General features: G+C 70.9%; 19 protein-coding genes and 2 pseudogenes. 9 read left to right on the top strand and 12 right to left on the bottom strand.

Features of this window, described 5'->3' with window-relative positions; translation table 11 throughout:
• Positions 1 to 128 precede the first annotated feature (128 nt).
• From SH922_RS04225 to SH922_RS04215, 3 genes are all read left to right on the top strand, one after another.
• On the top strand, positions 129 to 623 hold the full coding sequence (locus SH922_RS04225; RefSeq protein ID WP_393054800.1) for a DUF6882 domain-containing protein: 495 nt from the start codon (positions 129 to 131) through the stop codon (positions 621 to 623).
• A 282-nt stretch (positions 624 to 905) separates the two neighbouring features.
• The gene (locus tag SH922_RS04220; protein ID WP_393054798.1) at positions 906 to 1454 is read left to right on the top strand and encodes an FABP family protein; all 549 of its coding nucleotides are present in this window, start codon (positions 906 to 908) and stop codon (positions 1452 to 1454) included.
• Positions 1455 to 1714: 260 nt separating this feature from the next.
• Positions 1715 to 2155 (top strand): hypothetical protein, encoded by a 441-nt coding sequence (locus SH922_RS04215; RefSeq protein ID WP_393054796.1) that lies wholly within the window; start codon positions 1715 to 1717, stop codon positions 2153 to 2155.
• 229 nt (positions 2156 to 2384) lie between these two features.
• Here SH922_RS04215 and SH922_RS04210 read toward each other — a convergent pair whose 3' ends face one another.
• A complete protein-coding gene (locus SH922_RS04210; RefSeq protein ID WP_393054794.1) occupies positions 2385 to 2930 on the bottom strand; it encodes a MarR family winged helix-turn-helix transcriptional regulator in 546 nt (181 codons plus the stop codon).
• An 83-nt stretch (positions 2931 to 3013) separates the two neighbouring features.
• Between SH922_RS04210 and SH922_RS04205 the strand changes: the two genes are divergently transcribed.
• A complete protein-coding gene (locus SH922_RS04205; protein WP_393054792.1) occupies positions 3014 to 4114 on the top strand; it encodes an alpha/beta hydrolase in 1101 nt (366 codons plus the stop codon).
• Here the strand turns inward: SH922_RS04205 and SH922_RS04200 are convergent.
• The gene (locus SH922_RS04200) at positions 4077 to 6287 is read right to left on the bottom strand and encodes a HelD family protein (RefSeq protein ID WP_393063461.1); all 2211 of its coding nucleotides are present in this window, start codon (positions 6285 to 6287) and stop codon (positions 4077 to 4079) included. The genes SH922_RS04205 and SH922_RS04200 overlap by 38 nt on opposite strands.
• Before the next feature lie 193 nt (positions 6288 to 6480).
• Positions 6481 to 7626, bottom strand: a complete 1146-nt coding sequence (locus SH922_RS04195) for a GH25 family lysozyme (RefSeq protein ID WP_393054790.1) — start codon at positions 7624 to 7626, stop codon at positions 6481 to 6483.
• Positions 7627 to 7717: 91 nt separating this feature from the next.
• Here SH922_RS04195 and SH922_RS04190 point away from each other — a divergent pair, with 91 nt between their 5' ends.
• The 4 genes and pseudogenes from SH922_RS04190 to SH922_RS04175 all read left to right on the top strand — a co-directional run bounded on the left by SH922_RS04190 (position 7718) and on the right by SH922_RS04175 (position 10515).
• Positions 7718 to 8584, top strand: a complete 867-nt coding sequence (locus SH922_RS04190) for a peptidoglycan DD-metalloendopeptidase family protein (RefSeq protein WP_393054788.1) — start codon at positions 7718 to 7720, stop codon at positions 8582 to 8584.
• A 267-nt stretch (positions 8585 to 8851) separates the two neighbouring features.
• Positions 8852 to 8947, top strand: a pseudogene (locus SH922_RS04185) (VOC family protein); the annotation flags it as partial.
• A 229-nt stretch (positions 8948 to 9176) separates the two neighbouring features.
• The gene (locus SH922_RS04180; protein ID WP_393054786.1) at positions 9177 to 9746 is read left to right on the top strand and encodes a PadR family transcriptional regulator; all 570 of its coding nucleotides are present in this window, start codon (positions 9177 to 9179) and stop codon (positions 9744 to 9746) included.
• Positions 9733 to 10515: an SGNH/GDSL hydrolase family protein gene (locus SH922_RS04175; protein WP_393054784.1), complete on the top strand. Its 783-nt coding sequence runs from the start codon at positions 9733 to 9735 to the stop codon at positions 10513 to 10515. The genes SH922_RS04180 and SH922_RS04175 overlap by 14 nt, the downstream gene beginning before the upstream one ends.
• 206 nt (positions 10516 to 10721) lie before the next feature.
• Here SH922_RS04175 and SH922_RS04170 read toward each other — a convergent pair whose 3' ends face one another.
• Both SH922_RS04170 and SH922_RS04165 read right to left on the bottom strand, forming a co-directional pair.
• The gene (locus SH922_RS04170; RefSeq protein ID WP_393054782.1) at positions 10722 to 11783 is read right to left on the bottom strand and encodes a YncE family protein; all 1062 of its coding nucleotides are present in this window, start codon (positions 11781 to 11783) and stop codon (positions 10722 to 10724) included.
• Positions 11784 to 11920: 137 nt separating this feature from the next.
• On the bottom strand, positions 11921 to 13696 hold the full coding sequence (locus SH922_RS04165) for a hypothetical protein (protein ID WP_393054780.1): 1776 nt from the start codon (positions 13694 to 13696) through the stop codon (positions 11921 to 11923).
• 242 nt (positions 13697 to 13938) lie between these two features.
• On the opposite strand from SH922_RS04165, the gene fes reads away from it, so the two are divergent.
• Positions 13939 to 15207, top strand: coding sequence for an enterochelin esterase (fes, locus tag SH922_RS04160; RefSeq protein ID WP_393054778.1), 1269 nt, complete (start codon positions 13939 to 13941; stop codon positions 15205 to 15207).
• Between the two features lie 28 nt (positions 15208 to 15235).
• On the opposite strand, the gene SH922_RS04155 is transcribed toward fes, so the two are convergent.
• The 7 genes and pseudogenes from SH922_RS04155 to SH922_RS04125 form a co-directional block, all read right to left on the bottom strand.
• Positions 15236 to 19162 (bottom strand): amino acid adenylation domain-containing protein, encoded by a 3927-nt coding sequence (locus SH922_RS04155; RefSeq protein WP_393054776.1) that lies wholly within the window; start codon positions 19160 to 19162, stop codon positions 15236 to 15238.
• Positions 19159 to 19386: a phosphopantetheine-binding protein gene (locus tag SH922_RS04150; RefSeq protein ID WP_393054774.1), complete on the bottom strand. Its 228-nt coding sequence runs from the start codon at positions 19384 to 19386 to the stop codon at positions 19159 to 19161. The genes SH922_RS04155 and SH922_RS04150 overlap by 4 nt, the downstream gene beginning before the upstream one ends.
• 5 nt (positions 19387 to 19391) lie before the next feature.
• The gene (locus SH922_RS04145) at positions 19392 to 20024 is read right to left on the bottom strand and encodes an isochorismatase family protein (RefSeq protein WP_393054772.1); all 633 of its coding nucleotides are present in this window, start codon (positions 20022 to 20024) and stop codon (positions 19392 to 19394) included.
• A 12-nt stretch (positions 20025 to 20036) separates the two neighbouring features.
• Positions 20037 to 21766: pseudogene (locus SH922_RS04140) on the bottom strand ((2,3-dihydroxybenzoyl)adenylate synthase).
• The gene (gene dhbC, locus SH922_RS04135) at positions 21763 to 22980 is read right to left on the bottom strand and encodes an isochorismate synthase DhbC (RefSeq protein ID WP_393054770.1); all 1218 of its coding nucleotides are present in this window, start codon (positions 22978 to 22980) and stop codon (positions 21763 to 21765) included. The pseudogene SH922_RS04140 and the gene dhbC overlap by 4 nt, the downstream one beginning before the upstream one ends.
• 61 nt (positions 22981 to 23041) lie before the next feature.
• Positions 23042 to 23839, bottom strand: coding sequence for a 2,3-dihydro-2,3-dihydroxybenzoate dehydrogenase (locus tag SH922_RS04130; RefSeq protein ID WP_393054768.1), 798 nt, complete (start codon positions 23837 to 23839; stop codon positions 23042 to 23044).
• A complete protein-coding gene (locus SH922_RS04125) occupies positions 23836 to 24831 on the bottom strand; it encodes an ABC transporter substrate-binding protein (protein WP_393054766.1) in 996 nt (331 codons plus the stop codon). The genes SH922_RS04130 and SH922_RS04125 overlap by 4 nt, the downstream gene beginning before the upstream one ends.
• Positions 24832 to 24866 lie beyond the last annotated feature (35 nt).

Raw genomic sequence — 24866 nt, 5'->3', positions numbered from 1 at the left:
TCCCCCATGTGTCGGTCGGCACGGTGTCTGGGCATATAGGTGCTGTCAGCTGGTCAGCAGCCTCTGGCAGACTTCACCGCATGGGATTGTTCAAGCGGGCCGGTAGGCCGGAGAGCCCTGCTCAGGGTGTGGATCCGGCTGACCTGAGCACACTGTTGCTGCAGGGCGAAGACATGATCGACCAGCTGGCTCGCGCTCACACGTCCTGGGGGCTGGGCTCGGCGGACCGCTGGGGCCTGGATCAGAGGACCGGTCTCATCACATGGTCCTTCCCCGACAAGACCGCGACGGCGCCCGCGCAGATCCTGGCCAGCTTCAGCCCGTCGTCGGGCTCGTGGCTGTGGGCCTGGGCGAACGAGAGCATCCTTCCGGAGATGAGTCGCGACGCCCGGGGCGTTCGGGACTGGGCAGAAGCACATGGCCACCACTCGCTGACCCGGCCGAAGGCCGATGTCGACGAGCAGGCGGCGGCGACCCTCGCGGCTCTGGCCGTCCGGATCACCAAGGCCACCGGCTTCTATCGGGGCCCGGGAGCCAACTCCGTCGCGGTCATCACGTTCGGGCCGGTCACCTTGGCCGATGCCGATGGCAGTACGTCCACCTTCAGTATCAATACCGACTAAGAGCGCCCGCCAGGAATTGCGGGACAGCCCTTGGCGGAATCGACGACGCGGAGTCGTCAAGGACCGGTGCCTCGCCTTCAACAGGACAGCCGCCGGTCCATGAACTGGCGGCCGGACGCCCCTGCGAGGCCGCCTTCCGTTCTTGTTGGTGTTGCTCACCTATTCGGACGCTCCTCCGCCTTGCGATGCCCGCATCTGATGCCGCGCGCTGATCCACGAGGGATTACGTGGAAAGCCCTTAGGCTGCCAACCGGCAACGGCCCCGACCCAGGAGTGCACCTCATGTTCGACCCCGCCCGGAAGCACCCGTATCGCGATGCCCTTCGGCCGGACGAATTGCCCGCACCGCACCCCCTGTTGGAGCCCCTGCTCGGTTTCCTGGGCAGCTGGACCGGCGGGGGGCGTGGTGGGTATCCGACCCTTGCCGAGGAATTCGACTATGGTCAGGAAGTCACCTTCAGCCATGACGGGCGGCCGTTCCTCCACTACGAGGCGCGCGCCTGGCTGCTGGACGCGGACGGCGAGCCGCTGCGGCCCTCGGCGCGCGAGAGCGGCTGGTGGCGGATGCAGTCGGAAGGGCGCGTGGAGGCGCTGATCACTCAGCCCACCGGTGTCGCGGAGATCATGACCGGCCGTGCGGTCGACGGCGCGGCGGACCTCGCCACCCACCAAGTCGCCCTCGCGCCCACTGCCAAGAAGGTCGACGCCACCCGCCGGCGCTACACGCTGACGGACGACGACACGCTCGACTTCGTGCACGACCTCGCGGCGGTCGGCCGGCCGCTCCAGCACCACCTCTCGGCTCAGCTCCGCCGCGCAGGCCGCGAGTAGCCTGTCTTTTCGGCTGCTCGGCTGCGTTCGTCGGAATCACCCTGCGCTTCTCAGGACGGCATCCGGCTGGCTGGCCGCCGAGTCGTGTCCGCAGCGGGGACGCATCAGTGTTGCTTCCTCAGCGATGGCTGTGCTCCGGACGACGCGGTGAACAACCGCCGGATGGCTGGAGTGCCGCTGTTCGGGCACCTGATGTGCTGTTGGGACTCAACGGACTCGTGGCGTGTGCACGGGAGTACGAAGTCGGAGGGGGCGGGCCCGTGGGATTGGTCGTGCGGCTGTGGGCGGCTGGAGAGATGCCCTACGAGGACGCGCTGTACCGGCCGGACGACACCGGCTTGGAGGTGCATGTGGATGGCCCCGGGGCCTACCACCCGGACGCCGGCCAGTCGATCCCGTTCCGCCTCGGAGGGCCGGTCGATGTGGCCCGGCTCATCGAGGTGAGCGGTACCACCGAGGTGAACCCCCACTTCGAGAGCCTGCTGCCGGACGGATCGGGATGGATGTGCGGCGGCGGCAGCGGGATGGGCAACGTCGGCTACCTCGCCCGTCTCGGCATCGACCGTTCCTTGCGGTGGGTGGCTGTCATGTGGAACTCCAACCCCTTCGTGGGGGTGCGCTTTGAGGGAGCGAGCGCCGTTTTCACCAATGACTGGAGAAACCAGCTGCGCCTCGACCTGACCGATCCTGCTCTGGCCTGACCCCGCAGGCTGCTGCGTCCGCCACCGACGCGGCGTGGCGTGGTCGAAACGGGTCACCGGAGGGAGCGGAGGCTTCGGACCAACTTCCCGCCGCCGGCTCGTCCCGCCGGTGTTCCGTCACCGCTTCCTGACGAACGCCTGAGTCATGGCGAGATCCGGACGCAGATCCGGACGCAGATCCGGACGGCTGGAACGACGAGTCGGCTGCACATGGGAGCTCACTCCAGGATCAGTCGACGGAAGGCATCAGAGGGGAGCCTTCCGACTCCGCCGCACGTGCGACCTTGCGCAGCAGGACCACGAGCTGCTCCCGCTCGGCCTCGGACAGCGGGGCCAACAGGGCGTGTTCGGTCGCCATCTGGTCGCCGATCGTGGACGACCATGCCTCGTGTCCCTTCCTGGTCAAGGCCACGAGCAGGCTGCGGCGGTCCGCCGGGTCGTGCTCCCGAGTCACGTATCCCGCCTTCGCCAGTCGGTCCAGACGGTTCGTCAGCGTCGCCGGGTGGGTGTCCAGGCCCTCCGCCAGCCGAGTCGGCGTCATCCGGTACGGCTCGCCGGCCGAGCGCAGCCGCCAGAGGATCTCGTATTCCCACATCTTCAGCCTGCGCCGGGCGAGCCCGGCCTCCTTGCGGCGCTGCAGGTGCCGCACGAGCATCTGCATCCGGGTGACGGCACCCTCGACCCTCGGGTCCAGGCCGGGTACCTCCTGCTCCCAGCGGGCGATGTGCCGGTCGATCGAGTCCCCTGCCGGAGCCGGATCGTGCGTCGTGTCCATCCCGTCAGCATACGCGCAACATTCTCGATTCATATATTTTGAAATCGTAGTACTGTCGGGGCCCCGCTTCCGAGGAGGTTCCGATGGACGCATGGCCCACCGCGCTCGCAGGCCGCATCGACGAGCACGTCATCGAAAGCGCCCTGCTGCGCGACAACCCGTTGGGGGACCCGGCGGCAAGGCCGTTGTGGGTCTACACCCCGCCCGGTTACGACGCCGACCGCTCATGCCGCTACCCCGTCACCTATCTCCTGCTGGGCTACGCCGGCACGCTTCCGGTCTGGCGCAACCGCACGCCCTACCGCCGGCCCGTACCCGAAACGGCCGACGGAATCTTCGCCCGGGGCGAGGCGCCCCCGATGCTCCTGGTGTTCGTCGACGCCTGGACCACCTACGGCGGCAGCCAGTTCGTCGACTCACCGGGAACCGGCCGCTACCACTCCTACCTCTGCGAGGAGATCGTGCCGTGGGTCGACGCCCACTACCGGACGCTCGCCGACCGCGACCACCGGGCGCTGGCCGGGAAGTCGAGCGGCGGACTCGGGGCGATGATCACGCCCATGCTCAGGCCCGATCTGTTCGGAGCGTTCGCGACGCACTCGGGCGACTCCCTGTCGGAGGCCCAGTACATCCCGCACTTCCTCATGGCTGCACGCCACTTGAGGGCATACGACGGCGACATCCGCCGCTGGTGGGACGACTTCCGCTCACGGGTGGCCTTCACCAAGGACGAGGACCTGCGGCTGCTCGAACTGCTCGGTGTCTCGGCCTGTTTCTCGCCCGCACCGGACGGCACGCCCCAACTGCCCTTCGACCCGCGCACCGGCGCCCTGCTGCCGGAGATCTGGCAGCGCTGGCTGGAGTGGGACCCGGTGCGGATGGCCCCGCGGTACGCCGGGGCGCTGAGGTCCCAGCGGGCGATCTGGATCGACGCGGGCACCCGTGACGAATGGTTCCTCGACCTGGGTGCGCAGGCCTTCCGTGACGTCCTCGTCGAGGCAGGGGTCGACGAGGACGTCATACGCTTCGAACTGTTCGACGCGGGTCACCACGCCGTGGAGTACAGGATGCCGCCCGCGCTCGCCTGGCTCTCCCGGCGGATGGCCGAACCGGTCCGGGACGCCCCGGCCTGCCGCCCTGGTGGTTTCAGCGCAATGCCTCGGGCAGTTCCTTCCGGTGGATGATGCCCAGGCGCTGCGTGGCCCGGGTCAGCGCCACGTACAGGTCACTGGTCCCGAACAGAGCGGGTTCCACGACCAGCACATGGTCGAATTCGAGCCCCTTGGCCTGCCGCGGATCGAGCAGGACCACCGGGTGGGTCAGATCGGGCTCGGTGCCGGCCGTGACTCCCTCCAGCGGGGCACTGATCTCCTCGTGGAGTGCCCGCGGCGCGATCACGGCGAGGCGTCCCTCCTCGGGCGTCAGCTCCAGGACCGCCCGGGCCACCGCGCCCGCCAGGTCGTCCCCGGCCTCGCGCACCCACGGCACCTCGCCGGTGGACCGCACCGAGGCGGGCGGCTCGAAGGAGGGGGCGTCGGCGCGCAGCACCCTGGCTGCCAGCTCCATGATCTCGGCGGGCGTACGGTAGTTGACCTTGAGCGCGACGTGCTCGAAGCGGTCGCCGACGTACGGCTGGAGGATCTTCTCCCACGAGCCGACGCCGGCCTCCTCCGAGGTCTGCGCGGGGTCGCCCACCAGGGTCATCGCGCGGGTCGGCGAGCGGCGCATCAGCAGCCGCCACGCCATCGGCGACAGCTCCTGGGCCTCGTCGACGATGATGTGCCCGAAAGCCCAGGTGCGGTCGGCGGCGGCGCGCTCGGCCGCGCTGCGGTGATCGGCCTCCTCCTGCCGCTCCGCCATCCGCTCGGCGTCGATGATGTCGTGGGCGGCCAGGACCTCGGACTCCTCGTCCTCGAACTCGAACGACTCCGAGCCCCTCGACAGCTCCAGTACGCCCTGCGCGTACGCGATCCGCTCCTGACGCTCGGCCTCCGCGGCCGCCCGCTCGGCGCTGTCGTCGACCCCGAGCAGCTCCGCCGCCTCGTCGAGCAGCGGCACGTCGGCGGGGGTCCACCGTCCGTCGCCGGGCGCGCGCCGGATCGCCTCGGCGTCCTCGGCCGGGACGTAGACGGGGTCGGCCAGGTAGTCGCTGAGGAACCCCTCCGGAGTGAGCGGCGGCCACAGCTCGTCGATGGCGCCGTGCACCGCCTTGCTCACGGCGACACCCTTGCCGAGCTGGGCGATGTCGTCGGCGCCCAGGAAGTTGGGACCGCCGTACGGGTCGGCCCCGATGCGCTCCGTGAGCTGTGCGGTGAGGGCGTCGATGATCCGGAACGCGAAGTGCGGGCGGGCGAGGTTGTGCGGCAACAGGGTCTCGCGGGCCGCCTGCCGGGCCTCGTAGGCGATCTCCCAGTCGAGGATCAGGTCCCCGTCGTCGTGCTGGATGATCACCGGGGCCCCGGGCTCGGGCAGCAGTTGCCTGTCGCGTACGGCCATGGCGAGCGCCTCCGCCATCGGCTCACCGCCCTTGACGGCGGCGGCGCGGGGCGTGTCGGTCCCGTGGGCGTGAACACCGGGGAAGAGCTCGGACTGCGTGGCGAGCAGCACCCCGGTCTCGCCGAGTGCGGGCAGCACCTCGCCGATGTAGCTCAGGAAGGCCGAGTTGGGCCCCACGATCAGGACGGCGCGCTTGGCGAGCAGCTCACGGTGTTCGTACAGGAGGAAGGCCGCCCGGTGCAGTGCCACCGCCGTCTTTCCGGTACCGGGCCCGCCCTCGACGACGAGCACACCGCGGTGCGGGGCACGGATGATGCGGTCCTGCTCCGCCTGGATGGTCCGCACGATGTCGCCCATGCGGCCGGTCCGGGCCGAGTTCACCGCGGCGAGGAGCACGGTGTCGCCGCTCGGGTCCTCGAATCCGGTGCGCTGCCGGTCCCCGACGTCGAGGATCTCGTCGTGCAGCTCGGTGACGGCGCGGCCCTCGGTGGTGATGTGCCTGCGCCGGCGCAGCCCCATGGGTGTGTGACCGGTGGCGAGGTAGAAGGGGCGGGCGACCGGCGCACGCCAGTCGATCAGCAGCGGTGTATGCGCGGTGTCGTCCTCGCGGATTCCGATGCGGCCGATATGGTGCGCGGTGCCGTCGGAGAGATCGATGCGACCGAAACACAGCGAGCCGTCCACCGCATTCAGGGCAGCCAGCAGACCCGAGCGTTCGGCGACGAGCACATCGCGCTCGAGACGGGCCTGCAGCCCGTTGCCGACCGGCGTCACCGCGTCCTCGACGTGCTGAGCGGCGACTCCGCGCAGCACGTCGATACGGTCGTAGAGCCGGTCGATGAATTCCTGCTCCTTCTGCAATTCATCGATTTCCCGAGTTGACAAAGTCGCTCCCTGCCAGATATGGTGTTGCTTAGTGGCCCCCATTGAGGGGCCTTTTCTGTGGGCGCACAGAAAGAATCAATATACCCGGGAAAACCCCCGGTCCACAATTGTGGGCCGGGGGTTTTCTGTGCCGCTTGTCGGGAGAAGTCGACCGTGCTGTGGGTCGGTCTCAGTCCCATTGGTCCTGGTTGATGAAGTGGCTGAAGCCTCGCCATGAGTTGGGGCCCATCACACCGTCGATGGGTCCGGTGTAGCCGTGGGCTGCGGCCAGTCGTTGGACCGCGGCCCAGGTGTTGGTTCCGGGTACGCCGTCGAGGGGTCCGGTGTAGCCCCAGTTGCGCATGTTCAGCTGGAGCGCGGCGTACGTGTTCGGGCCCGGAACGCCGTCGATGGGTCCGGTGTACCCGGACTGGATCCGCAGCCAGTTCTGCGTCCGTTGCCACATCACCGGCCCCGGAACACCGTCCTGCTCCGTCGACGTCTTCGGCAACCCACCACCGGTCGGCGGCGGGTCGGTCGCCTCGGTGAGGTCGAACGCCCAGGAGCGGGCGAGGTTGAGGTCGACCGGGGAGGCGCCGCCGGCAGATCCCACGGAGGTGTACTGGTGGGCCGCCCAGTCGGGGTAGCGGCCGCCGAGGTCGGGCGCACCGGGCCAGGTGCCGTCGTTCGGCCCCCACGAGGCTGCCCACAGGTGGGCGCCGGCGGCGATGGTGCGGCTCCAGGTGCCGGACCGCAGCGCGCCGGTGCTGATGTAGAACCAGGGCACGTAGCTGCCGACCCGCTCCCGTACGCGGTTGAACCAGGCGGACACATCCGTGTCGCCCCACAGGCGGGTCGAGTCGTCCAGCACCTCGACATCCAGCGCGAGCACGTCGCCGACCCGGTAGTCGTGCAGATGGTCCACGAAGTAGTCGGCGGCGGCGGCCGGGGCGAGGAAGTCCCCCGACAACCAGTAGTGCCCCACCCGCAGTCCGGCGGCGCGGGCTCCGTCGACATGGCCGGGGTAGGAGGACGAGGTGTAGGGGCCCTCGCTGAGCTGGCAGCCCCCGGCCTTGGCGATGGCGAAGCGCCGGCCCTCCGCGGCAGCCCGGGCGTAGTCGATGCCCTGCTGGTAGTTCGAGACGTCCACGCCTTCCAGGTCCGCCGCCCGGGTGCGGGCCGGACCGTCGGCACCCGCGGCGCCGGTGGCCAGGACGATTCCGGCCGGGGTCAGCGCCGTCGCCACGGCTCCTCGAATCAGCGTTCTCCTGCGCATGTCTCCTCCGGTGGGGCGGGGATCCTGGGCCCTGGCGCGGATGCGCCAGGGGGTGGACATGTCATGTGCTTATCAAAATCTATGCGCGTAGGTTACCTTGGCCCCGCACCCCTCTGCCAGGTCAAGTCGCAGCATTCACAAGGGAGTTGACGTGAGTGAGAAGCATGGATCCGAAGACGGCCGGGAGATTCGGTCGCGGCTCGAGATAAGCAGGCGCACCCTACTGCGGGGCTCGGTCACCACGCTCGGCCTGGCGGCCGGTGGCGTGCTCTTCTCGGGCAACCCCGCCCAGGCGCTGGACATCTACAACCCGTTCAGCGGCTATCAGATCACCGGCACCTGGCAGGACCACCTCAACGACGGCTCCCTGGGTGGAATCGACTACGGGATGGGAGTCGGCACCGCACTGCCGGCGGCGGGCGCCGGAGTCGTCACCAACATTCCGGACAACGGCACCGGCGGACACACGGTGACCATCACCCACAGCGACGGGTACCGGACGCAGTACATGCATCTGTCGCAGTTCCTGCTGGCCAACGGCACCTCGGTCGGCAAGGGCGGAATCGTCGGCCGCTCCGGAGGCGCCGTCGGCGCGCCCGGTTCCGGAAGCTCCACCGGACCGCACGTGCACTGGCATCTGATCACCCCGGGCGGCACGCGCGTCAACCCGCTGAACTACCTGGGGGGCGGTGGTGGGTTGCCGAAGACGTCGACGGAGCAGGACGGTGTTCCGGGGCCGGTGATGTGGCAACGGACGCAGAACTGGCTGCGGATCCAGTCCGGGTACACCGGACCCATCGACGGCGTCCCGGGCCCGAACACGTACGCCGCGCTCCAGCTGAACATGCGCAACTGGGGCTACACCGGACCCCTCGACGGCGTACCCGGAACCAACACCTGGGCCGCGGTCCAACGACTGGCCGCAGCCCACGGCTACACCGGACCCATCGACGGTGTGATGGGCCCCAACTCATGGCGAGGCTTCAGCCACTTCATCAACCAGGACCAATGGGACTGAGACCGACCCACAGCACGCCGCTCCATGAACGCCCCTTTCCTCGCCCGGTCGTTGCCGCCGCATGGGTGCGGGCGGTGACCTGGAGGTGGGGTGCGATCCTCATGTGATGTCAGAGCGGCGTCGGTGAGAACGACGCCGTTCTGACGTTCAGGTCCTTGGGGGCAGGGGAGCGGACTCGCGCAGTCCTGGCGGTCATTCAGCGCATCCCGCCCACTATCGGCTGGACCTGGCGAACCGCGGTCGATGGTGCGCGCGGGACCCCTTCACGGGCGCGGGCTGTACTTCATGGATCCCGCTGGTCACGGCATGGAAATCATCACGCGCCCGTACGGAAGTCACGAAGTGACTTCCACGGAGTCGTAGGGCCACTTCCGCTCCCCTCTCACCGCCCTCGCGCGGCCCGTGTCCCCTGCCGCAGGCTGCTGCGGCTCCGCCGGTGCGCAGCAGCCGTGACGTGCCGTTCCCCGCATTCCGTCAAGAGCCAAGTTTGCGAAACGGGTACTCAACGAGTTGACTAGTCATATTCTTGAGCACGGTGCACCGTGCCCTGTGCCACCGGGCTGACCGGCGAGGAGAAGGAGGGGCTGCTTCGATGGCCTTGCGACATGCCGTGCTGGCGGCGCTGCTGGACGGCGAGTACAGCGGCTACCAACTGGCGAAGGCCTTCGACGTCGGCGTCGCGAACTTCTGGCATGCCCTGCCCCAGCAGCTGTACACGGAGCTGGCCAGGCTGGAGAAGGAAGGGCTGGTCGCGGGGCGGCAGGTGGTTCAGGAGACCCGGCCCAACAAACGGCTCTTCCACGTCACCGACGCCGGTCGTGACGAGCTGGAGAAGTTCGCCGCAACTCCGTCGAAGCCGTCGTTCATCCGCGACGACCTCCTCGTCAAGGTCCAGTCCGCCGACCGCATCGGCACCGCGCAGGTGATCGAACAGCTCGAAGAGCGCGTGTCCGCGGCCGAGGCGAAGATCGAGCTTCTCGACAAGCTGCTGCGGCAGATGCGCGGGGATGCGGACGAGGCGGAGTTCCTCCGCCACGGCGATCGGATCGGGCCGTACCTGACGTGTCTGCGCGGCGTGGCCTTCGAGCAGGGCCACCGGGACTGGTGCCTGCGGACCACGGCCGTGCTGCGGGAGAGGCAGGCAACCCATGCCGAGCGGTGAGTACCTGCGGTACGTCGCGCTGGGCGACAGCCAGACCGAAGGGATCGGTGACGGGGACGACATCGTGGGCCTGCGGGGCTGGGCGGATCGGTTCGCCGAGCATGTCGCGGTGTCCAGCCCCGGTCTTCAGTACGCGAATCTGGCCGTTCGAGGACGTGTCGCCGGTCAGGTCCACAGGGAGCAGCTGGGACCTGCGCTGGCCCTGCGCCCCGACCTGGCCACCGTCGTCGCCGGGGTCAATGACGTGCTCCGGCCGCGGTTCGACGCCGGGGAGGTGGTCGGGCACATGGAGGAGATGTTCGCCGCGCTGACGGCCGCCGGGGCCCAGGTGGCAACCCTGACCTTCCCCGATGTGGGGAAGGTCGCGCCTGCGGCCCGGCCCCTCAGGTCCCGGGTGGCGGACCTCAACACCCATATCCGTGCCGCGGCGGCCCGCCACGGGGTCGCGGTCGCCGAGATCGACCTGCACCCGGTGGCCACCGATGCGCGCCTGTGGAGCGTGGACCGGCTCCACACCAGCCCTGTCGGTCACGCTCGGATCGCTGCTGCCGTCGCCCAGGCCGTCGGCCTGCCAGGAAGCGACGACGCCTGGACACACCCCCTTCCGCCCCAGGCGCTCCCCAAGGGGCTGCGGTCAGCAGGAGCCGAACTGCGGTGGGCGGCCGCCTTCCTCGGCCCCTGGCTCGGACGCCGGCTGCGCGGTCGGTCGTCCGGCGACGGGCGTGCCGCCAAGCGCCCGCAGCTCCTGCCCCTGAGCGTCGGTTCCTGATGGCCCGGGGCGCGTAACCGCGGGTGAGGCGGAAGCCGTCCGTCCGCCAGGTTCATGGCTCTGCCGGTGCGGGCACCCGGACGCCGCGCCGGCTCCGGAAGCGCTGCCGGCCGACTGAGGGCCGGAGGTGACGCCCGATGGCGCCGAAGGGGTCCGGCCCACCGCGTGACACGGTGGGCCGGACCCCTTCGGAGGGTGCGGAGGTATCAGCGTGCGAGGCGGATGCGGTGCAGCTGGTCCTTGCCGTCGGCGCCCGCGCCGGACTTGTCGACGACGTACGCGGAGCCGCCGGCGACCTCGATGTGGTTGGGGTTGGCGCCGGTGGCGACGGTCTTCACGACGCTGCCCTTGCGGGGGTCGACGACCGAGACGGTGGCGTCCGTGCGGTTGGCCACGAGCACGTTGCCCGAGCGGGAGTCCGTGGCCACGGACAGCGGACCCGAGCCGGTGGCGACGGACTTGGTGACGAGGCCCTTGCGGAGGTCCACGACCGAGACGTCCCCGCCGGTCTGGTTGGCGGTGTAGGCGGTGCGGCCGTCCTTGGACAGGGAGACGGAGATCGGGCCGTCACCGGTGGGGATGAGCCGCGGCGTCGTGGAGCGGGTGGTGACCTGGATGATCTGGTCGTTGGTGAGGTCGGCGGCGTAGACGGTGCCGGACTTCTCGTCCACGGCCAGACCGGCCGGGCCCGAACCCTCGACCGTGACGCGCTTCTTCTCCTTGAGGGTGCGGCTGTCGAAGGCGACGAGCGTGCCGTCCCCGTAGGAGCTCGCCCACACGGTGTCGTGGCGCTCGTCGACGACGATCTCCCGGGCGTGGGCCACGTTGGGGAGCGTGGCGAGGTGCTCGCCGGTGCGCTGGCTGTACACGGCGACCGAGTTGTTGCGGGTGTTGGTGGTCCAGACGGTGTTGTGCTCGTCGTCGACCGCCACCCCGTAGACCGCCTCGACCGCGCCGGTGGCCGCGTCGGTGACCGGCGGCGTGTAGGTCGCCTTCACCTTGAGCGTCAGCGGGTCCACCTTCGTCAGGGCGGAGTTCGTCACCGGGGGCCGTCCCACCGAAGAGGTGGTCCACAGGACGTGGTTCCGCTCCGAGTAGGAGGACTGGTAGAGGCCGGTGGCGACAGGTGCGGTGGTGACCGCCGAAGTAGCCGGCCGGCTCTGCGCGGTCGCGGTGCCCGTCAGTGCCGCGGTGCTGCCTGCGGCGAGCACGACGGCGATGGCCGCACTGGTTCCGGTGCGACGCAGGCTGCGGGTGGGTGAGGTCATGCTGGGGTCAACTCCCTGGGGGTGTTTCATGGGGATTCGTACACCTGAAACTTAGCTTAGCCTTACCTAAGTAACGCTCTTTCAGGTGTGTGATCTGGCTAACAACTCGACGGAATGCGAGGGGTGTTCGGGCGGCGTCAGCCCTGGTCGGAGACGGGGCGCCGGCGGCGGACCACGAACAGTGTGGTTCCCGCGGCGCCGGCCGCTCCGCCCACCGCCGCGGCCGCGGCCGACCAGGCGATGGTCGCGTACGAGACGGGACTCTCCAGCGACGCGGCCGCGGTGGTGAGGGGCGCGGTGTCCGGTACGGCATCGGCCGATGCCGGGTCGCTGCCGGGGGTTCCGTCCGCTCCGGTCACCTCGAAGTCGACCTTGAGCGTGGTGGCCGGCTCCGGTGCAAGGAAGCGCAGCCAGTGCGCCCCTGTCGGGGTGCCGGCCGGGACGGTCACGTCACCCTCGTACGAACCCTTCGCATCGGTCTTCCACTGGCCCAGGATCGCGTCGTCGTCGAGCTTGACGGTGACCGTCCGGCCGGCCGGGAACTTCGTCACCGCGAAGTGCAGTGTTCCGCCCGCCTGTACCTGGTCGGCGGTGATCCCGGCCTTGGCGCCGCGGGAGTCGGAGGCGGCCGCCGGTGCGCCCGACGCCGCCGGTACCGGGGTGGGCGCGCCGCCGGATGGGTTGGTGGCGTCCGTGGCCGAAGAGCCTGCGGAGGTACCGGTGGTGACGGTGAAGTCCGCCCGGACGCTCGTCGACGGATTCGGGGCGAGGAAGCGCAGCCAGTGGGCGCCCTTCGTCGCCGAGGCCGGGACCGTCACGGTGCCGGAGAGGGTGCCGTCGGCGCCGATGCCGTCCGGCCACTGCCCGATGATCTCGGAGTCGTCGAGCTTGACGGTGAGTTGTTGGCCGGCCGGAAAGCCGGTCACCCGGAAGGAGACCTTGCCGCCGGTGGCGACCTGTGAGCCCGCCGTGATCGAGGCGAACGCTGAGGCGCTGCTCCCGGAGCCGCCCGTGGTGCCGGAGCCGCCCGTCGTGCCGCCGGTGTCCGTCGTCCCGCCGGATCCACCGCCCGCGCCCGAACTGCCGGTGCCGCCCGTGCCCGCGGTCTTCACCGAGAGGTCGGCGCGCAGGCTCGTGGACGGGTTCGGGGCGAGGAAGCGCAGCCAGTGCGCCCCTGCCGAAGTCGACTTCGGCAGGGTGACGGTGCCGGAGAACGTGCCCGCGGCACTCACCGCGCCCGTCCACTGCCCGATGATCTCGTTGTCGTCCAGCTTCACCGTGACGCTCTGGCCCCCGGCGAACCCGGAGAGGGTGAAGGAGACCTTGCCGCCCGCCGTGGCTTCGGAACCGCTCAGCCGGACCGTGGGCTTCGCGGCCGGCGGAGTCACGGTCGCCGTGGGCTTCGGTGTGGGTTTCGTCGTCGCTGTGGAAGTCGGTGTGGGTGTGGGTGACGGCGCATCGCCCGTCACCGACAGGTTCTCGCTTCTGACGCTCGTCTGCGGTGCCAGGAACCGCAGCCAGTGCTCGCCGCCCACCGCGGCGTCGACCGGCACGGTCACGGCGCCCACGACGGTGCCGTCGTCGCCCACGGGGAACTGCTTGAGGAGCGTCTTGTCGTCGAACTTGACGCTGAGCGTGGCGCCGGAGGGGAATCCGGAGGCGGTGAACGGTACTTCGCCGCCCGGCTTCACGGTGGCCGTGCCCAGGACGACCGTGGGTGCGGTCGTGTCGTCCACGAGGGCGAGTGCGCTCCCGGTCTGCGTACTGCTGCTCGCGGTGGCCAGGGGGACGGCCAGGGCACCGAGGCCGAGCGTCGCACCGGCGGCCAGCGCGGCCATGCGCCTGATTCCGGTGCGAGAGGCGCGGGAAGCGGCCGCGGGCATGGGGGTGCGGGAGGGTCTGTCGGGGTTCATGACGGGCTGCTCCTGGCAGGCGGAGAGTGAAGGAGGAAGGGGGTGACTGAGGGGGCGGAGTCAACGACGGCGGGGCGAGCCCGCGTTGGACGTCTAGTTAGGTGAGCCTAACCTAAAAATATGAGAAAAGGATTGAGGGGTCCGCGTGCGGTCGCGAGGCGGTGCGTACCGGCGGCGGGCCTGTGGTGCCGGAAGGTAAGGTGACCCTAAGTCGAACGCCTCGTCATTCGGAGCCACTTTTCATGATCACGTCTGTGCCGCCCCAGGACGCCCCGAAGCGACCGCCCAGGTCGGTGCGGCCGGACCCCCTGACCCGGCTCATGGACCCCGTGTGCGCCCTGCCGGGCCCGGACGGTGCCGAGGAGTTCTGGGCCCGGGTGGCCGGATCCGGCACGCCGCTCGTCGGGCCGGACCCGTTGGGCGGCGACGACCACGTCGCCGTGACGTTCCTCTGGCGCGGCGCCCCCGGCACCCGCGCCGTACAGGTGCTGCCCAACAAGCTCGGTGACCCCCGGGCCCCCGAGGGCAACCTGATGGAGCACGTACCCGGCACGGATGTCTGGCACTGGACGCTGCGCCTGCGGCACGACTGGAGGGGCACGTACGACTTCTACGTCGACGAGGGCGAGGGCCCCGGCCCCGAGGCGGCCGACTACTGGCAACGGCTGCGCACCCAGCGCCGTCACGATCCACTGAACCGGCTTTCGCTTCCCCGCCGTTGGGCTGGTGACCCGGTCTCCTACGCCGAGCTCCCGGCCGCGCCGAGCGCCCGGGACTGGCTGCCGCGACCGGGCGTCGCCCGGGGAGAGGTCTCCACGCACGAGGTTCCCTCCGAGCGCCTGGGCGGCAGCCGGCGCGTGTGGACGTACCGGCCCGCCGGCGCCGGCGGGGCGACGGAACTGCCGGTGCTCGTCCTCCTGGACGGGGAGCACTGGCAACCGCACCTCGGTCTCGCCCATGCGCTGGACAACCTCATCGCCGACGGGCGCATCCCCCCGCTCGTGGCCCTGCTGCCGGAGTCCGTCGATGCGGCCACCCGCTGGTCGGACCTGGCCTGCAGCCCCGACTTCGTCGCGTTCCTCAACGACGAACTGCTGCCCTGGACGGCTGCGCGCCTGCCGGTCACGGACGACCCCGCGCGCACCGTGGTCGCCGGCCAGAGCCTGGGCGGGCTCACCGCCGCCTATGCGGCGCTCACAGCGCCCGGCCGGTTCGGCAACGTGCTGGCGCAGTCGGGTTCGTTCTGGTGGCCGGACGGCCCGGAAGCCGAGTGGCTCACGGCGCGGATCGCTGAATCCCCGCGCCTGCCGGTCAGGTTCTGGCTCTCCTTCGGTGAGCAGGAGTGGGTCGCTCTTCCCGCTGCGCGCCGACTGCGTGAAACGCTCGCGTCCGCCGGCTACGAGGACGCCTCCTACCGGGAGTTCAACGGCGGCCACGACTACCTCTGCTGGCGTACGGAACTCGCGGACGGTCTGGTGGACCTGCTGACGCCGGGCACCGCCTCCGCCTGACCTGCGCGGGGCGGAGGCGGTGCGCAGGTCAGGCGTCCAGCTCCTTCAGCCGGTCCGCGAGCACCGCCGCGATGGTGTCGAGGAAGCGGTCCTGCATCAACTGCGGGTGTGTGCAGTCCAGATCGTGGTTGATGACGGCGCCCGTCACATGGGCGCGCCACGCCTCACGGGTGAGCCAGTCCTCCGCCCGGGGCGCGGCCGCGGTGAAGAACAACAGGTCGCCGTCGTAACCCCCGTGCACGTGCTCACGCATCATGCGGGCATGGTTGGGCACGATGTCGACGATCTTCGACAGCGTCCGGTCCTCGAGCCCGGCGAGTGGACTGCCCGCCCGGCGCAGCGTGGCGAGCACGTCCTCGCGGGTGCGTTCGCCGGTGCGCTCGAAGCCCGCCATGCGCAGCACCGCGGTGAGAGCGTCGCCCTCCTCGGGCGCCGGGCGCTCCCGCCACTGCTCGGCGGGGAACGCGTCGAGCAGCGCGAGGAGTTCGACTTCCTCGCCGCTCTTCTGGAGCAGCACCGCCACCGTGTGCGCGAGGACCCCGCCCACCGACCAGCCCGTCAGACGGTACGGGCCGTGCGCCTGCACCTCCCGGATGCGCAGGACGTAGTCGGCGGCCTCGTCCTCCAGCGTTCGCGGCAGCGGTTCGTCGCGGACCAGGCCGCGTGCCTGGATTCCGTACAACGGCTGATCCGCGCCCAGCCGGGCGGCCAGCCCGGCGTAGCACCAGGCGATGCCTCCCGCCGGGTGGATGGCGAACAGCGGCGTCCGCGCGTTCCCGCCACGCAGTCGCAGGACGACGTCCAGGGCGTCCCCGGACGTGGTTCCCGCAGCGTCGATCCGGGTGGCGAGCGCGGCAGGGGTGGACGCCTCGAACAGAGAACCGATCGTCAGCTCGGTGCCGAACTCCTCCCGCACCCGCCCCACGAGCCGGACCGCGAGCAGCGAGGTCCCGCCCAGATCGAAGAACGCGTCGTCGGGGCCCACCGCGGCAGCCCCGAGCACCTCCGCGAACAGCCGCGTCAGTGCCTCCTCGCGGGCGCTCATCGCCCGCTGCTGGCCTCCGCCGCCGGTGAAGACGGGGGCGGGCAGTTCGCGGCGGTCCAGCTTTCCGTTGGGGCTCAGTGGGAACGCGTCGAGCGCCACCACCGCCGACGGCACCATGTGCTCCGGAAGCTCACGGGCCAGTGCGGCCCGCACGGCCGAGGGGTCGGCGGCTCCCGTCACGTAACCGACGAGCCGCTGTTCGCCGGGCCGGTCCTCACGCACCAGGGCGCAGGCCCCGTCCACCTGCGGCAGGGCGGCCAGCGCGGCCTCGATCTCGCCCAGCTCGATGCGCTGCCCGCGCAGCTTGACCTGGTGGTCCGTACGTCCGAGGTACTCGACCTCGCCCTGTTCCGTCCAGCGCGCCAGATCCCCCGTGCGGTACATCCGCTGAGCCGGGGCCCCGAAGGGGTCGGCGACGAACCGGGCGGCGGTCAGCGCCGGGCGGTTCAGATAGCCGTCGGCGAGCTGGCGGCCCGCCAGGTACAGCTCGCCGGGAACCCCCGGGGGACAGGGCCGCAGTGCCGCGTCGAGCACATACAGGCGGGTGTTCCACACGGGCTGCCCGATCGGCACGGGCCCGGTGTCGTGCGCCGCGCACGCGTGGAACGTGACGTCGACGGCGGCCTCCGTAGGCCCGTACAGATTGTGCAGCTCGACGTGCGGCAGCCTGCGCCCGAAGGCGTGCGCGGTCTCCCGGGGGAGAGCCTCCCCGCTGCAGAACACCCGACGCAGTCCGGCGCACGCGCCGAGGTCGGCCTCCGCGAGGAAGACCTGGAGCATCGACGGCACGAAATGGCAGGTGGTGACGGTTCGTTCGCGGATCAGCCGGGCCAGACAGGCGGGGTCCTTGTGGCCGCCCGGCTCTGCGACGACCAGTGCCGCACCCTCGCGCAGCGGCCAGAAGAACTCCCACACGGACACGTCGAACGACGAGGGCGTCTTCTGCAGTACCCGGTCGTCCGCCGTCAGCCCGTAGGCGTCCTGCATCCAGCGCAGCCGGTTGTCGATCGCGCCGTGCGAAACGACGACGCCCTTGGGGCGGCCGGTGGATCCCGAGGTGTAGATGACGTACGCGGGGTGCGCGGGCGTCAGCGGGCGCGACGGATCGCACCACGGGTATCCGGAGACGTCGAGGCCGTCCAGGACCACCTGTGTTGTCATCGCGTCGTCGGGGAGGCGGCCGGCACGGTCGGTGACGGCACAGACGGGTGCCGCGTCCCGCAGCATGTACGTGATCCGCTCCGCCGGGTACTCCGGGTCGAGCGGCAGATACGCGGCTCCCGCCTTCAGCACGGCGAGCAGCGAGACGATCAGCTCCACCGAGCGCGGCACCGCCACCGCCACCACGGCACCCGGCCGGGCGCCGAGGGTCCGCAGGTGCCGGGCCAGCCGGTTGGCGCGGGTGTTCAGCTCCGCGTACGTGAGGGAGACGTTCCCGTACACCAGCGCGGTCGCGCCCGGGGTGCGGGCGGCCTGCGCCTCGATCGGTCCGATCAGCGTCGTCGGAGGCAGCACGCGGTCCGTGCGGTTGAACCGCTCGACGACCAGGTCGTGCTCGGCAGGGGTCGCGATGCCGTGTGCGGAGAGCGGGGCGTGCGGGTCCGCCGCGGTCAGCCGTTCCACGAGGTGCAGGAAGCGCTCCTGATGGGCGGCGAGCGTGTCCTCGTCGTACAGGGCCGGATTGCCGTCGTGGTCGATGCGCAGCCCGCGGCCGTCCGCCCGGTCGTAGATGTTGACGGTCAGGTCGTCCACCGGGCCCGCGGACAGGTTGCGGGCCCGGGCAGGCACACCCGCGAAGTCCACGTCGTAGTCGAAGGGCATCACATTGACGAGCGGGCCCACCAGACCGCGGCTCTCGGCGAGCAGTCGCAGATCGCGGCGGATGTCCTCGTAGCGGTAGCGCTGATGGCGGCGGACCTCGCGGATGCCCACAACGACCTGGCGCACCAACTCGGCGAAACCTGCGCCCGGAGTGACGGTCAGCCGCAGCGGGAGCACGTTCATCACCATGCCCGGCACGCGAAGCGCGACCGATCCCACCCGGCCCATCATGGGCAGCCCGAGCACCACTTCGGAGCGGGCGGTGGCCCGGGAGGTGTAGAGCGCCTGCGCGGCGATCAGCACCTCGGGCCAGGTCGCGCGAAGCTGCGTCGCGAGCTCCCGCATCCGCTCCGTGGCCTGCGGACCGAGGTGGGCAGTGCGGCGCAGGAACGTACGCGACGGCAGAGCGCCACGGCCCGCGAGCCTCGGCACCTCCGGCCGGTCGGCGAAGGCCTCGGACCAGTGGGCGCGGTCTGCCGCGAACGCCTCCGACGCCCGGTAGTCGGCGTCCTGCGCGACGAGGTCGGTGAGCGTTCCGAAGGCCCGGGGCCCGGGATCCCCGCCCCGGACGAGTGCCGAGTAGATCTCGGCCGTGCGCCGGACGAGCAGCGAGTAGCCGAAGCCGTCCATGACGAGGTGATGGATCCGCTGGTACCAGAGCCAGCGCTCCTGCCCGACGCGGAAGAGCGCATGCCGGAACAGCGGTCCGGCCGCCGGATCGCAGGGCTCGGCGAGGTCGGCGCACATCCATGCCTCTGCCTCCCGGTCCCCGTCGGGCACGCCCCGCAGGTCGTGCACGGTGAACGGGAGGACGACCGAGGCCGCGACGGTCTGGCGCGGACCCTCCGGCCCTTCCTCGATCCGGACGCGCAGCGCGTCCGCCTCCGCGGTGACCCGGCGCAGAGCCGCCGCGAACACCTCGGGGTCGAGCGGCCCGGCGATCTCCAGGCACTCCGCGGTGTTCTGCGCCGGGCTGAGCGGATCCAGCGACTGCGCGTACCACATGCCCGACTGTGCAGACGTCAACGGCAGTACGGTGCCCGGCTTGTCCGTCGTGGTGCCGGTCGCATCGGTGAGCAGGACCGTCATGAGACCCCCAGCAGCGGGCACCAGGCCTCGATGGAGGGCTGTTCGGCGAGGTCGGCGAAGTCGGCCCGCACGTCGTGGTCGCGACGCCAGCGTCCGAGCAGCGCCATGATGCGGACCGAGTCGAGGCCGTGGTCGAGGAGGTTCTCGTCGAGGGGGATGTCCGCGGGGTCCTCGCCCAGGGACTCGGCGACGTCGTTGCGGATCTGTTCCAGGGTGAGGGCCACGGTGCTCAGATCTCCTTCAGGAGGGCGTCGGTGGTGGTCACGACCGCGCAGCGGCCCGCTGCCCAGCGCAGCGCCATGTCGTGGTCCTCGCGCGAGAAGTCGGCGACGGCATCGGCCACGACGAACGCCTGGATGTCCCGCATCCACGCGTCTGCGGCGCTCATGAGTACACCGATGTGTGCGTACACACCGGTGAGCACCAGCTGGTCGCGGCCCGACTCCCGGATCAGGGACTCGAGTTCGGTACGGACGAACGCGCTGTACTTCCACTTGGTGAGCACCGTGTCACCGGCCGCGGGCGCGACGGAGTCCGGCATGGCGAGGGCCTCGGCGTCGTCGGACGCGCCGGGGCCCCAGAAGTCGAGCTGGAGCCCGCGCTCCTCAGCGGTCTGGCCGCCGCGCTGCGCCGAGTAGACCACCGGGACGCCGGCGCCGCGGCACTCCTCGATGATGCGGGCCGTGTTGCCGAGCATGCCGGTCAGCGGCTGTTCGCCGGAGCGGTACGCACCGAGGAAGTGGTTCTGGAGATCGTGGACGAGCAGCACGGCGCGCGCAGGGTCGACGGTCCACGCGACCCGGTTCACGGGAATCTCGTCCGCGCCGGGCAGGGGATAGGGGGCGATGGCGGGAAGTGCCATGGGGAGGGCCTTTCAGTGCCGCGCGGAGCGGACTCGGTGCTGTTCGGCGGGAGCGGAGCTGGAGTGGGAGGCGGAGCCCGAGCCGGGAGCGGAACCGGAGCCGGGGGAGGAACCGGAGCCGGGGGAGGAATCGGAGCGCAGCCCGTTCTTGCTGACCTTGCCGATCCCGGTCTGCGGGAAGGCATCGACGAACTCGACGAGGTCGGGGACCTTGTAAGCGGCGACTCCGCGCTCGCGCACGTGCCGTTTCACCGCAACCGGCTTGAGCGGTTCGGCGCCGTCGCGCAGGATCACGTACGCGAGCGTGCGTTCGCCCAGGTACGCGTCGGCGACACCGACCACCGAAACGTCGTGCACGCAGGGGTGGGCGAGGATGATGTTCTCGATCTCCTCAGGCGCGACCTTCTCGCCGCCCCGGTTGATCTGGTCCTTCGCCCGTCCCTCGACGACGAGACTGCCGTTCGCGGTGCGGCGCACGATGTCGCCCGTGCGGTAGAAGCCGTCCTCGGTGAACGCCGTCCGGTTGTGCTCGGGGGCGCGCCAGTAGCCGCGGATCGTGTACGGGCCGCGGGTGAGCAGATGTCCGAAGTCCCCCTCGGCGACCTCCTGTCCGGCGTCGTCCACGATCCGGATCTCGTCGTCCTCGGAGATCGGCCGGCCCTGCGTGGTGACCACGGTCTCCGGGTCGTCGTCCAGCCGCGTGTAGTTGACGAGGCCCTCGGCCATGCCGAAGACCTGCATGAGCCGGCAGCCCAGCGCGGGCTCCAGCCGACGGGCCGCCGCCTCGCTGTACTTGGCGCCTCCGACGAGGACCAGCTCCAGACCGGACAGGTCCTGTGCCGCGTCCGCCGCGGCCTCGGTCCACACCAGGGCGAGTGGCGGCACCATTCCCGTCATCGTCACCCGCTCCTGCTCGACGATCGGGAAAGCCGTCGCCGGATCGGGTCGTGGACACAGGACGACGGTGCCGCCCGCGTACAGCGCGCCGAGCCAGCCCGGTGAACTCATCGGGAAGTTGTGCGCGGCCGGCAGCACCACGAGGAAGCGGGTGGTCTCGTCGACGCCGCAGATCTCGTTGGAGCCGCGCAGCGAGTAGATGTAGTCGTCGTGCGTGCGCGGAATGAGTTTCGGTACCCCGGTCGTTCCGCCCGAAAGCTGGAGGAAGGCCAGATCGTGCGGTTCGGGACCGTCGAGCGGACCGGAGTCCTCGCAAGGCACGTCGGACAGCGCGGTGTGCTCACCCGGGTCACCGACGACGAACACATGCTTCAGCCCGGGAGTCCGCGCCTTCACCGAGGTCGCCAGCGCACGGTGGTCGAAGCCGGCGTGCCGGTCCGGGATCACGTAGGCGACGGCCTCGGTGAACGAGCAGAAGTAGCCGATCTCCGTCTCCCGGTGGGCGGGCAGCGCGAAGACGGGCAGCGCACCGATCCGGAAGAGGGCGAAGACGACCTCGATGAACTCGGCGACGTTGGGCAGCTGGACGACGACGCGGTCGCCCCTGGCGATGCCCCGGGCCACGAACCCCGCCGCCAGCCGGGCCGCGCGCTCGTCGAGTTCGCCGTACGTCCAGGCGCGGCGCCCGTCCGCGGGGTCGACGACCGCCACTCGGTCGCGGTGAGCAGCGGCGCGCGCCCGAGCACGCCGGTGAACGTCTCGCCGCGCCAGTGGCCGGCCGCGCGGTATCGCTCGGCGAAGCCGGCGGGCCAGGTGGGGGCGTCGTCCTGCGGGGCGGCGCTCACAGCGCGGCCCCCACGGCGCTGAGGAAGGTGCGGAACTTGGCAGCGGTCTCCGCGGTCTCCGCCTCGGGCGAGGAGGCGGCCACCACACCGGCGCCGGCGAACAGTCGCAGCGAGCGGCCCTCGGCCTCGGCACAGCGGATCGTCACGACCCACTCGCCGTCGCCGTCCGCGTCCTGCCAGCCGACCATGCCGGTGTAGGCGCCGCGGTCGAAGGGTTCCGACTCCGCGATGACGGCGCGGGCCGTCTCGGTCGGGGTGCCGCACACCGCGGGCGTGGGGTGCAGAGCCGAAGCGAGGTCGAGGGAGGAGGTGGCAGGGTCCGCGAGCGTTCCGGTGACGGTCGTCGACAGGTGCCACATGGCCGCAGTCCGTACGAGAGTGGGGTGTTCGGGGACGTCGAGGCTCACGCAGAACGGGGCGAGGGCCTCCCGCACGGCGGCGACGACGACGGCGTGTTCGTGCAGGTCCTTGGGGGATTCCAGCAGCGCGGCCGCGCGCCGTACGTCCTCGGCCAGATCGTCGCTGCGCGGAGCGGAGCCGGCCAGTGGATTGGCCGTGAGTACGTTCCCGGCGCGGGCTACCAGGAGTTCGGGACTGGCGCCTATGAGGGTGCGGCCCGGCCCGCTGGGGACGGCGAAGGTGTAGCCCTTCGGGTCGTGCTGCGCGAGCCGGCGCAGCATGGCGGGCAGATCGAGTTCGTGCGAGGAAGTCAGTTCCAGGGTGCGGGCGAGGACGACCTTGTCGAACTCCCCGGCGCGCATCCGTCGCACCGCCGCGGCGACCGCCGCGGTGTACGCGCCGGCCTCGGGGACCTCCCGGGTCTGCCAGGTGCCGGGCTCAGCCGGAGGGCCGGGGAGTGCGATGAGCGGGTCCTCGCACAGCGCCGATGTCCGGCGGACGGACTGCGGGACCGCCAGTGAGTGGGGGGCGCCCGGAGTGAAGGGCAGCGCGCCCACGACGATCGGTGCCGGGTCCCCGGCGCGCCGCCGGGCATCGAGCACCTCGCGCACCCGGGAGGCCAACGGCCTTGTGTCGTAGGGGACTTCGGCTGCGATGCCGGATGCGAGCAGGGTCCGGTGCGCCGAGGCCAGGAAGCGGTCCGTACCGGGCCGGTAGGCGTCCAGCAGTGCGGTGGCCGCACCGGGGGAGGGGGGAGGGGAGGTGTGGGGCGCGGCCCGGTGCGGGGCGGTGGGTACGCGCAGTGAGGCAGACATGTCTTCTTGTCTCCAGTGGGGGAGGGCTGCGATCCGCTGTCGAAGGTGCCGGGCGGGCGGGTCAGGCCCGCAGCGTGGCGCCGCCGTCGACGTAGAGGTCGTGCAGGGTGATGTGGCGCGCACGGTCGGACACGAGGAAGGCGACCGCGTCGGCGATGTCGGACGGATCGGCGATCCGTCCGAGCGGTATGCCCGTGCGATAGCTCGCCCCGTCCCCTTCGATGACCCGCCGGGCGGCGGCCTCCTCGTCCTGCGCGTCGCCGGACGGCCACATGCCGCGCTGCATGTCGGTGAGGGTCGAACCGGGCGAGACGGTGTTGCAGCGGATGCCCAGGGGCGCCAGTTCGAGGCCGAGGCACTTGGTGAACATGACGGCGGCGGCCTTCGAGGCCGCGTACGCGGCCATGTCCGTGCGGGGGATGCCCGCGGCGTTGGACGCGACGGTGACGATGCTTCCCGTCCCGCGGCCGGCCATCCGGCGCGAGACGGACCGCGAGACGTGGAACACCCCGTTGGTGTTGACGGCGAAGGTGGCCGCCCAGTCCTCGTCCGTCAGCTCGGCGACGGCCGAACACCGCAGTACTCCGGCGACGTTGACCGCGATGTCCAGCGGGCCGAGCGTGTCCTCGGCCTCCGCGACGAGTGCCTCCACGGCTGCGGAGTCCGTGACGTCGAGAGTGCGGGCCGCGACCTGCTCGCCGTACTTCCGGGCGAGCGCGTGGACGCCGTCGGGGGTGACGTCGGTGGCCAGGACACGGGCGCCGCGCTCGACGAGGGCGTGCACCACCGCCTCGCCGATCCCGCGGCCCGCCCCCGTCACGAGGGCGATCCGGCCGGTGAGTTCCGGGGCAGGATTCACTTGACCATGGCCTTGCGGATGTCGTCGAGCACCGAGACGGCCGCCTGCGCGCCGCCCAGGCTCGTCCACTTGGTGCCGTCGATCACGGTCGCACGATCGTTGCTCACGGCCTTGAGCTGCTTGTACGCAGGCTTCTTGGACAGCTCGCCCACGAGGTCCTGGTCCGATCCGGTGGAGGTGAGGGTGCCGATGAAGAGCCAGTCCCCGTCGATCTCCTTGAGGTTCTCGTCACTGATCGGGGTGGAGTGGCCCTCGCCCTTCTCGTTCTGGATACCGGGGCGGGTGAAGCCCAGGTCCTTCAGGACGTCGCTGATGAACACGCCCTGCTGCATGACGGCCGAGCCCTTGGCCGAGTAGCGGGCGACGGACACGCTCTTGCCGGCCTCCGCGCCCAGGTCCTTCTTCAGGGCGGCGGCCCGGGTGCCGTAGTCGGCGAGGAACGCCTCGGCCCGGTTGCCCTTGCCGAGTGTCTTCCCGGTGAGCGAGAGCGCCTTCTTCCAGTCCTTGGTGCCGTCGATCGTGACGACCGTGGGCGCGACCTTGCGCAGCTGCTGGAGGACCTGCTCGTCGGCGAGCTGGCCGGCGAGGATCACGTCCGGCTTGGCCTGGACGACCTTCTCGATGTCCGGTCCGGTGACCGCACCCACCACGGGGATGCCCTTCGCCTGGTCCGCGAGGTAGGCGGGCGCGCCCTTCTGTCCGCGGCCGGCGGTCAGACCCACCGGCTTCACGCCCAGTGCGAGAGCCGCGTCCAGGTCCATCTCACTGAGGACGACCACACGCTCGGGCGCCGAGGGGACCTTCACCGACGTCCCGGTCGCGTCCGTCACCTGAGTCGTCGTCGCGGACTCGGACCCGCCCGAATCGCCAGAACCCTCCGAAGCCTCGGAGGACCCGCAGGCGGTCAGCGCCAGGGCACAGATGCCGATCAGGGAGGCCGCCACCGAGGGGCGGACGAGGCCGCGGGAAGAGAAGGTCGAATTCGGGGCCATGGCCTGGAATCTCCGTTGCGTTCGAGTGATGAGGT

The organism is Streptomyces sp. LN549 (assembly GCF_043203805.1).
GTDB lineage: Bacteria > Actinomycetota > Actinomycetes > Streptomycetales > Streptomycetaceae > Streptomyces.
This window is presented reverse-complemented; position numbering and strand designations above follow the sequence as displayed.

Excerpts from the sequence above, each read along its gene's own strand:
- SH922_RS04220 (WP_393054798.1), top strand. The coding sequence starts at position 906 with ATGTTCGACCCCGCCCGGAAGCACCCGTATCGCGATGCCCTTCGGCCG.
- SH922_RS04210 (WP_393054794.1), bottom strand. The coding sequence starts at position 2,930 with ATGGACACGACGCACGATCCGGCTCCGGCAGGGGACTCGATCGACCGG.
- SH922_RS04205 (WP_393054792.1), top strand. The coding sequence starts at position 3,014 with ATGGACGCATGGCCCACCGCGCTCGCAGGCCGCATCGACGAGCACGTC.
- SH922_RS04195 (WP_393054790.1), bottom strand. The coding sequence starts at position 7,626 with ATGTCCACCCCCTGGCGCATCCGCGCCAGGGCCCAGGATCCCCGCCCC.
- SH922_RS04180 (WP_393054786.1), top strand. The coding sequence starts at position 9,177 with ATGGCCTTGCGACATGCCGTGCTGGCGGCGCTGCTGGACGGCGAGTAC.
- SH922_RS04175 (WP_393054784.1), top strand. The coding sequence starts at position 9,733 with ATGCCGAGCGGTGAGTACCTGCGGTACGTCGCGCTGGGCGACAGCCAG.
- SH922_RS04170 (WP_393054782.1), bottom strand. The coding sequence starts at position 11,783 with ATGACCTCACCCACCCGCAGCCTGCGTCGCACCGGAACCAGTGCGGCC.
- SH922_RS04165 (WP_393054780.1), bottom strand. The coding sequence starts at position 13,696 with ATGAACCCCGACAGACCCTCCCGCACCCCCATGCCCGCGGCCGCTTCC.
- fes (WP_393054778.1), top strand. The coding sequence starts at position 13,939 with ATGATCACGTCTGTGCCGCCCCAGGACGCCCCGAAGCGACCGCCCAGG.
- SH922_RS04155 (WP_393054776.1), bottom strand. The coding sequence starts at position 19,162 with ATGACGGTCCTGCTCACCGATGCGACCGGCACCACGACGGACAAGCCG.
- SH922_RS04145 (WP_393054772.1), bottom strand. The coding sequence starts at position 20,024 with ATGGCACTTCCCGCCATCGCCCCCTATCCCCTGCCCGGCGCGGACGAG.
- dhbC (WP_393054770.1), bottom strand. The coding sequence starts at position 22,980 with ATGTCTGCCTCACTGCGCGTACCCACCGCCCCGCACCGGGCCGCGCCC.
- SH922_RS04125 (WP_393054766.1), bottom strand. The coding sequence starts at position 24,831 with ATGGCCCCGAATTCGACCTTCTCTTCCCGCGGCCTCGTCCGCCCCTCG.